This window comes from Paenibacillus sp. EKM301P, from assembly GCF_011800295.1.
Taxonomy (GTDB): domain Bacteria; phylum Bacillota; class Bacilli; order Paenibacillales; family Paenibacillaceae; genus Paenibacillus; species Paenibacillus polymyxa.
In genome coordinates, this window is record NZ_JAALFM010000084.1 from 1 (window position 1) to 471 (window position 471).

The 471-nt window shown below is 50.7% G+C and carries 1 protein-coding gene; it reads right to left on the reverse strand.

The window, feature by feature from the left end; translation table 11 throughout:
• Positions 1-471 (reverse strand): condensation domain-containing protein (locus HFD99_RS24925; RefSeq protein WP_238797309.1); only part of this gene is annotated, 471 nt, incomplete at both ends.

Sequence of the window (471 nt, forward strand, 5' to 3'; positions counted from 1 at the left end):
TGCATATCCTGATCAAATTGTCCCAAATAGTTAAAGCTGATTTCAGGTTCGGTTACAAAACGCTCTTGCTCACATGCTGCGGACAGGTATCTCAGCATACCGTAGCCAATACCCTTTTGCGGAATCCGGCGTAGCCCTTCTTTCACCTGTTTGATGCGCTGTGAAAGGTCTTGCCCCGCGTTCATATCCAGCACAACCGGGAATTGGGTCGTAAACCAGCCCACGGTGCGCGTAATATCCAGCTCTGGCAGAATGGATTCCCGTCCATGGCCTTCCAGGTTGACGAGCACTCGTTCAATCCCCGCCCAGCGATGAATAGCCAGGCCGAGTGCGGTCAGCAGCAAATCATTCATATCCGTGTTGTAGGCACGATGTGCTTGTTTTAACAGCTGCTCCGTTTCTTGAGCTGTCCACGTGACTGTCATGAGCTCGCTGTCTTTATTCAAGGAATGAGAAGGGGATTCGTCTTTT